Here is a 7,133-nt window from a genome sequence, read left to right as displayed (position 1 = left end):
CGGCCGACCTTGCCTCAGGTCCGCAGAGCCGTCCTCAAGGCACTCTCCTCCGCATCACTACCGCCAACTTGCCCCCACTGCCGAAGGGCCATCTGGAGACCGCCAATCTGATTCTGCCAAAGTAGTGCTAGAAGGCGGTGGCTATCGCCGCGACCATCTCCGCGCGCTTGCCCAGCGCGTCGAGGTTGCCGAGGGCGAGGTTCGGATCATGGGATTGAAGTCACGGCTGCTTCAGGCTCTGGTATCGGGTGATGGCGTAAACGCAGTGCCCACTCAGGGACTGAAATGGCGGAGAGAGAGGGATTCGAACCCTCGATACGGTTTCCCGTATACACGCGTTCCAGGCGTGCGCCTTCAACCACTCGGCCACCTCTCCAGCCGCGCACACCGAGATGCGCGCAGACCCCTTCGGAAAAGACAACCGCTGAAGGCAGACGCGTTGCGCCCACTCATCGGCCACTTCTCCGTACCGGGAGGGAACCCGGACGCCGTACCTTACGTCATCGCTTTCCAGGGGAACTCGAAGACCGGCAGCCCTTATGCAGCGCTGCATACCGGCGAGGCGGCGGAATATAGCGGCTTGTCGTCGTCTGGCAAGACGTTATCGCACGGCTACCCACAGGCCAGACCGCCGCACCCGCGGCACCACGCCGATACGGCGCGACAGCCGACCTCAGTGACCGTCCCGACGCCACTGCGGGCCACCGCCTTGCGCCCGAAGTCCGCGCCAAGCTCCGCCGCCGGGCAGATCGTCGAGCCTGAGGATCACCGTCCCGCAAGATAAAGGGGCCTGCGAAATCCCCCGAGTGAACCTGAGGCCAGGACATTCCTCCTCACGTCCAGGCCAAGCCATTGAGATCCGCACGTCGGCAGGGCCAGATCCCGTCAGGCCCGCGTGATTCCCAAGCGGCTTCGGTCGAAGACCTTCGCCAATCGCAAACCTTCACGCCGGGAGGCGCCCAGTGGCGGCGCTTGCCAGGCAGGCGCGGCGCACGCACCCGCCTGACGAGGTCCGCGCAAGGCGATCAGGGGGTTATCAATCGCGCAGCAAGTCGTTAATGGAGGTCTTGGAGCGGGTCTGCGCGTCCACCCGCTTCACGATCACCGCGCAATAAAGCGAGGGGCCGGGCTGGCCGTTGGGCAGGGGCTTGCCGGGCAGCGAACCGGGCACCACCACCGAATAGGCCGGCACTTCGCCCACGAAGACCTCGCCGGTCTCGCGGTCGACGATCTTGGTGGAGGCGCTGATGAAGACGCCCATGGAGAGCACCGAGCCGGTGCGCACCACCACGCCCTCCACTACTTCGGAGCGGGCACCGATGAAGCAGTCGTCCTCAATGATCACGGGGCCGGCCTGCAGCGGCTCCAGCACGCCGCCGATGCCCACGCCGCCGGACAGGTGCACGTTCTTGCCGATCTGGGCACAGGAGCCCACCGTGGCCCAGGTGTCCACCATGGTGCCCTCGCCCACATGGGCGCCGAGATTCACGAAGGACGGCATCAGCACCACGTTGGGCGCGATGAAGGCCGAGCGGCGCACGATGGCGCCGGGCACGGCGCGGAAGCCGGCGGAGCGGAAGTCCTTCTCGCCCCAGGCGGCGAACTTGGAGGGCACCTTGTCCCACCAGTGGGCACCGCCAGGGCCGCCGGCGATGGGCTCCATGTCGTTCAGGCGGAAGGAGAGCAGAACCGCCTTCTTCAGCCACTGGTTCACCTGCCAATTGCCCTCGGCGGCCTTTTCGGCCACGCGGGCGGCGCCACTGTCGAGGAGGGAGAGCGCCTCGTCGACGGCGAGACGCACCTCGCCGGTGGTGGAAAAGCCGATCTCGGCGCGCTTCTCGAAGGCGTCGTCGATGATGCGGGAAAGATCGGCAAGGCGGGCGGCGTCGGCCATGGGGGTCCTCCAGATCGGCCGCGCCCCCGCGCGGCCGGGCAAGTCAATTCAGGGCGAGTCAATTCAGGGCGGGATGAAAGGTCAGCCGCGTTCCTTCACGGCGACGAACTTGAGCTTGGGCCATTCCTCGATGGCGCGGTCCAGCACCCACTGGCTGCGGGCGAGATAGACCGGCGCCTCGTCGCGGTCGCGAGCGGTGGAGGAGCGGTTCGCCTCCATGAAGCGCTCCACCTCGGTCCGCTCGCCCACGATCCAGCGGGCGGTGACGAAGGACACCGCCTCGTAGCGGATGGGAACGCCGTATTCCTTCTCCAGCCGGGCGGCGAGCACGTCGAGTTGCAGGGTGCCCACCACGCCCACGATGGGGGCGGGATCGGACACCGGCTTGATGACCTGCACCACGCCCTCTTCCGCCATGTCCTGCAGCGCCTTCTGCAGCTGCTTGGCCTTCATGGGGTCGGAGAGCAGCACCCGGCGCAGGATTTCCGGCGCGAAGTCCGGCAGGCCCTCGAAGCGGATGGTCTCGCCCTCGGAGAGGGTGTCGCCCACCCGCAACATGCCGTGGTTGGGAATGCCGATGATGTCGCCGGCCACCGCCTCGTCCACCGTCTCGCGCTCCTGGGCGAAGAAGAAGATGGGGTTGGCGATGGCCATCTGGCGCTTCTCGCGCGGATTGAACAGCTTCATGCCGCGCTTGAAGCGGCCCGAGCACAGGCGCACAAAGGCCACGCGGTCCCGGTGGTTGGGGTCCATGTTGGCCTGCACCTTGAAGACGAAGCCGGAGACCAGATCCTCCGCCGGCTCCACGGTGCGACCCCGGGCGGAGCGCGGCAGCGGGCTCGGCCCCACGTCGCCAAGGCCGAACAGCAGCTCGGCGACGCCGGCCTCCTTCAGCGCGCTACCGAAATAGACCGGGGAGAGGTGGCCCTCGCGGAACGAGGCCAACTCGAACGGCGGCAGCACGCCGAGCGCCAGCGTCAGGCTCTCCACTGCCTCGTTGATGATGCGCTCCTCCACCCCTTCAAGGTCGATGAGGTCCTCCGGCGTCTCGAACGGCACCTCGCGCACCAGCGGCCCGCCGCGCTCGGTGGCGAGCAGGGCCTTCTTGTTGGCGATGTCGATGAGGCCACGGAAATCCACGCCCATGCCGATGGGCCAGGTGAGCGGGGTGAGGTCGAGGGCGAGGGTGGAGGACACCTCGTCCATCAGGGCGATGGGGTCGAGGCTCTCGCGGTCCACCTTGTTGACGAAGGTGAAGATGGGGATGTCGCGCAGGCGGCAGACCTCGAACAGCTTGCGGGTCTGGCTCTCGATGCCCTTGGCGGCGTCGATCACCATCACCGCCGCGTCCACCGCCGAGAGGGTGCGGTAGGTGTCCTCGGAAAAGTCCGAGTGGCCGGGGGTGTCGAGCAGGTTGAAGACGATGCCGTCGCGCTCGAAGGTCATCACCGAGGAGGTGACCGAGATGCCGCGCTGCTGCTCGATCTCCATCCAGTCGGAGCGGGTGCGCCGGCGCTCGCCGCGCGCCTTCACGTGGCCGGCCATGCGGATGGCGCCAGAGGCAAGCAGGAGCTTTTCCGTCAGCGTCGTTTTACCGGCGTCCGGATGGGAGATGATGGCGAAGGTACGCCGGCGGGCGAAGTCCGGCAGAGGCGCCGCCGCCGTGGAATGGGTCTCGTCGAGCATCGGGGCTATATAAGGCGAAACCGGATTTCGACAAACCGGCATGGCGGGAGTTCGCGATGATTGGCAGATCGATCGGAAACAATGGCGCCAATGGCGGTCCCGGAGCCCGGCGGCCACCTCTGGGGGGCGCCGGATTGCTGGTCGCGGCACTGCTGGCCGCCTGGAGCGGGCCGGCGGCGGCGCTGATGCCGCCTTACGTCTATGAGGCCGCGCGGCGCGATGCGGCCAGCGTCATCGTCATCGCGGTGCAGAAGGTGACGCCGCCGCGCGAAAGCTTCGGAGCCTGCACGGTCGCCGGCACCGTCGCCCGGGTGGAGCGGGGCACCGCCTACAAGCCGGGACAGGCGGTGAGCATCACCGTGCCCTGCGCCGGGCCCGGCGCCTCCCCACCCCTCGGCGGCACCATCTGGCAGCCGGTGGATACGCTGGCAAAGTCGCGCTTCGGCCGCGCCTACCTCGATGCGGCGGGCCAGGTGGTGCTGTCCCAGTACGAGCAGCTCACCGCCCCCTGAAGACTCGCCTCGTACCAGGGGCATGCTTTGTGCTTGGGGAGGGGGTGTGAGGACCCTTGGGTGGAAACCCGCCAACAGCACGGCAGTCCTGCCGGGGCGGGAGACCGAAGACCAGCGATCCGTCCTCTGTGGCGCCACAAAGGCCACAACGCCCGGAGGAACACGACATGACCTCTCCTGCCCCGGAGGTCCGCTGCGACCCGACGCCCGAGCCCGCACTCCACGATTTTGCCGCGCTGGATGCGGCCTATGTGTCGCCCACCTACCTGCGGACGCCGCTGCGGGAATTCCTGCTGACCACCGATCGCGGGCTTTATTGGCTTCGGACGCCGGCCGGCATCGGCAAGACCCTGTTCGTGCGCGGCATCATCGCCAGGAGGCCGGGGCGCGACCCCGCCGTCCTCGAAGGCATCGACAGCACCATTTCCAGCGACATCCGGGCCATCGGCATCCATCTGCACGGGCCCATGACCCCTCACGCACTGGTGGCGGCACTGAAGGAGGCCGTAACGGCGGAATTCGGCGTCGCGCCGGTGGAGGCATCCGGCGTGGAGCCGACGCAGGCGGATGTGCTCGCCCTGCTTGGCGCGGCGCGGGACCAGCTGACAACCGCCGGGGCCAAGCGGCTGTTGGTAGCCATCGACGGGCTGGAGCAGATCGGCGACGAAAGCGCCCTCGCGGTGCTGCCCTCTGCCGCCGCACTGCCGCCGGGCGTGGTCCTGCTCCTCACCTCACGGCCCCCCGAAAACTGGCCGCAGGGCCTGTTCGAAAAGGCAGCGGCGCAGGTGGGCGGCGGGGTGGCTCGCGACATCGGCTATGAGGACACAGTCTACACCGACACGCTGCGCGGCTATTTCAAGAACCAGATCCGGCCGCTGATGCGCAGCCGCGCCATCGCGCACCTCACGCATCTGCTGGAGACCAAGGCCGCCTTCGAGCGCGGCGGCCGAGACAACCGGCTGACCAACGATCCCGTGTTGCGGGATGCGCTGAAGGACGATTGGAAGAAGCTCACCAACAAGCATCCGCGCTATTCCGGCATCCAGCTGCCGGTGGTGCCGCTGGCCGAGCTGCTCGACCAGTTCGACCAGCTCTGGCTCGATCTGATCGATCGCTCCGACCGCCGCTTCGACCATCTCGCGGCCATTATCCGCGCCCTGGCGGACGGCTCGCTTCAGGTCGAGGAGGTAGCCGGACTGCCGAAGGGCGCGGGACTGGGCACCCATCTTGGGACGCTCTCCGCTCGGCCTGCGGCATAGGTGGCGGCGGGGCGCGCCCCCGTGCGACAGGCCGCCGCCAGGCTGGGGAGCTTGATCCGGCCCTAGTCCGTGCCGCCCGGTACGGCCTCGAGGGAGGCTTTGCTGGCCGTGTCCAGCGCCGGCATGCCCGTCCCCGCCGCGGTTCCGCCGGCGCGAGGGTCGGGACCCCCGCCCACCAGGCGCCGGCCGAACGCGCGTCCAGGCTCCTCGATGAAGCGCCAGGTGAGGCTGGCGACCACGACCACCACCAGCGCCAGTGCGAGGGACAGCAGCGTGCCCTGCAGGAGAGGCATCTGCGACCAGGGCGCGCCGTCCGGCTGCTCGCCGACGATCCGCTTCAGCACGGTGTCCGCCGACACCAGGATGAAGAAATGGACCATGTAGATCGAATAGGAGATCCTCCCCAGTGCCTGGAGCGGACGCGTATTCAGAAAGTCGCAGGCGAAGCCCCGGTCGGTATGCAGCAGCAGTACAAGCACCGTCAGCGGCACCAGAGCGGCAATGATAGTGGCCCCCTGGCACACCGTCAGGAGCAGGAGGATGACCAGCACGGTACCGCCCTGCCAGAGGTTCAGGGCACGGTCGGAGGCCGCAGAGAGCAGCTCCTTCAGCCGGCCCGAGCTCACCGCCTCGTAGCACAGGGCGCCGAGGAAGAAGCCGGAGAGGCCACGCAGTATGGCTGCCGGCCCGTAGAAGGCCTGGGCGAGGCCGTCATGGAGCGTGGCGGCATAGATGTAGGAACAGGTGGCGAAGAGGAGGATGCCGAGCGGCGCAAAGCGCCGGCGCAGCAGGCGCAGCGGCGCCGTCAGGGCGAAGGCCAAATAGGCGAAGACCTCGCAACTGATGCTCCAGCTCGGGCCATTCCAGAAATTCTTGTCGAACACGCCCCAGGCCTGCACCAGAAACAAGGTGGCGACGAACAGCCCCGGCGACTGGTCTCCGGTGAACGGCGGGCCATTGTTGAGCCTGACGCCTTTGTGCCAGAAATAGAGCTTAAGAAACTCCTGGGCCAGAAACACCATCAGCACGCAGAAATGCAGCGGATAGATCCGGAAGAATCGCAAGGCGAGGAAACGCCTCATCGCATGCGAGTCATCGATGCGATCCGCGTAGGCTGACGAAATCACAAATCCAGACAAGATGAAAAAAACATCTACGGCAATATCGCCATTGTAAACGAAAGGAACATATTTAAAAATACTCGAAATTACCATATGATAGAAGACAACAAGCAAAGCAGCCAGGCCCCGCAGACCATCAAGCGCGCGATACCTCGCACTTTCCATGAGTCACCTGCCAATATCTCTGTGACTGGATGTTCAAAAAGCTGGATAGACGGAATGTGTCTTCTGGACAGACTGCCATATGCCTGCAAGCCATTACTTTACAGACAGAAAACAGCCTTTTATTGTTAAACATAGATCAAGTTGGCGTCAATAAGACACCATCAAAAGCGGCAATCTGGAGTACCCACCTGCCAGACGTGTATCCATGGCAGGCGCCGAACAGTTCGCGTCACGGGCTGTTCGGATCACGCATTCCATTTTTGAATAAAGAGGCGATTCGCCGAGCAGATCGATTCTTGTCCGGATCTCACATGATACGCTGCGGCCGTTCGCCCGGCCGACATCCATCGTTCGAAAGTCTTGTTTCGGCGTGCCTTCACGCGAACGAGCGTCACCGTACAAGCGTCACCGTGCCGCTTCCGGGGCGCGCCAGCCCGATCAGATCAAGGTGAACTGAGCGGGCAGTGCTGCGCCTCACCAAGCCGGATCCGGCCAG

The 7,133-nt window shown here is 66.1% G+C and carries 5 protein-coding genes and 1 tRNA gene; 2 read left to right on the top strand and 4 right to left on the bottom strand.

The window, feature by feature from the left end:
• Positions 1-286: 286 nt before the first annotated feature.
• The 3 genes from FBQ73_RS20510 to FBQ73_RS20500 all read right to left on the bottom strand — a co-directional run bounded on the left by FBQ73_RS20510 (position 287) and on the right by FBQ73_RS20500 (position 3,580).
• Positions 287-376, bottom strand: a tRNA-Ser gene (locus FBQ73_RS20510).
• Between the two features lie 660 nt (positions 377-1,036).
• Positions 1,037-1,894 (bottom strand): 2,3,4,5-tetrahydropyridine-2,6-dicarboxylate N-succinyltransferase, encoded by an 858-nt coding sequence (gene dapD / locus FBQ73_RS20505; protein ID WP_138401343.1) that lies wholly within the window; start codon positions 1,892-1,894, stop codon positions 1,037-1,039.
• Positions 1,895-1,975: 81 nt separating this feature from the next.
• Positions 1,976-3,580 (bottom strand): peptide chain release factor 3, encoded by a 1,605-nt coding sequence (locus FBQ73_RS20500; protein ID WP_138401342.1) that lies wholly within the window; start codon positions 3,578-3,580, stop codon positions 1,976-1,978.
• 134 nt (positions 3,581-3,714) lie between these two features.
• Between FBQ73_RS20500 and FBQ73_RS20495 the strand changes: the two genes are divergently transcribed.
• Together FBQ73_RS20495 and FBQ73_RS20490 are read left to right on the top strand one after the other, a co-directional pair.
• Positions 3,715-4,092, top strand: a complete 378-nt coding sequence (locus FBQ73_RS20495; RefSeq protein WP_138401341.1) for a hypothetical protein — start codon at positions 3,715-3,717, stop codon at positions 4,090-4,092.
• Between the two features lie 167 nt (positions 4,093-4,259).
• A complete protein-coding gene (locus FBQ73_RS20490) occupies positions 4,260-5,351 on the top strand; it encodes a hypothetical protein (protein WP_138401340.1) in 1,092 nt (363 codons plus the stop codon).
• Positions 5,352-5,413: 62 nt separating this feature from the next.
• On the opposite strand, the gene FBQ73_RS20485 is transcribed toward FBQ73_RS20490, so the two are convergent.
• Positions 5,414-6,637 carry an acyltransferase family protein gene (locus FBQ73_RS20485; RefSeq protein ID WP_138401339.1) on the bottom strand — a complete coding sequence of 408 codons (1,224 nt, stop codon included), beginning with the start codon at positions 6,635-6,637 and terminating at the stop codon, positions 5,414-5,416.
• Between the last annotated feature and the right edge of the window lie 496 nt (positions 6,638-7,133).

The organism is Xanthobacter autotrophicus (assembly GCF_005871085.1).
GTDB classification, from domain to species: Bacteria; Pseudomonadota; Alphaproteobacteria; order Rhizobiales; family Xanthobacteraceae; genus Xanthobacter; species Xanthobacter autotrophicus.
The sequence above is the reverse complement of the archived record's forward strand: the minus strand, read 5'-3'. Positions and strand labels throughout refer to the sequence as shown.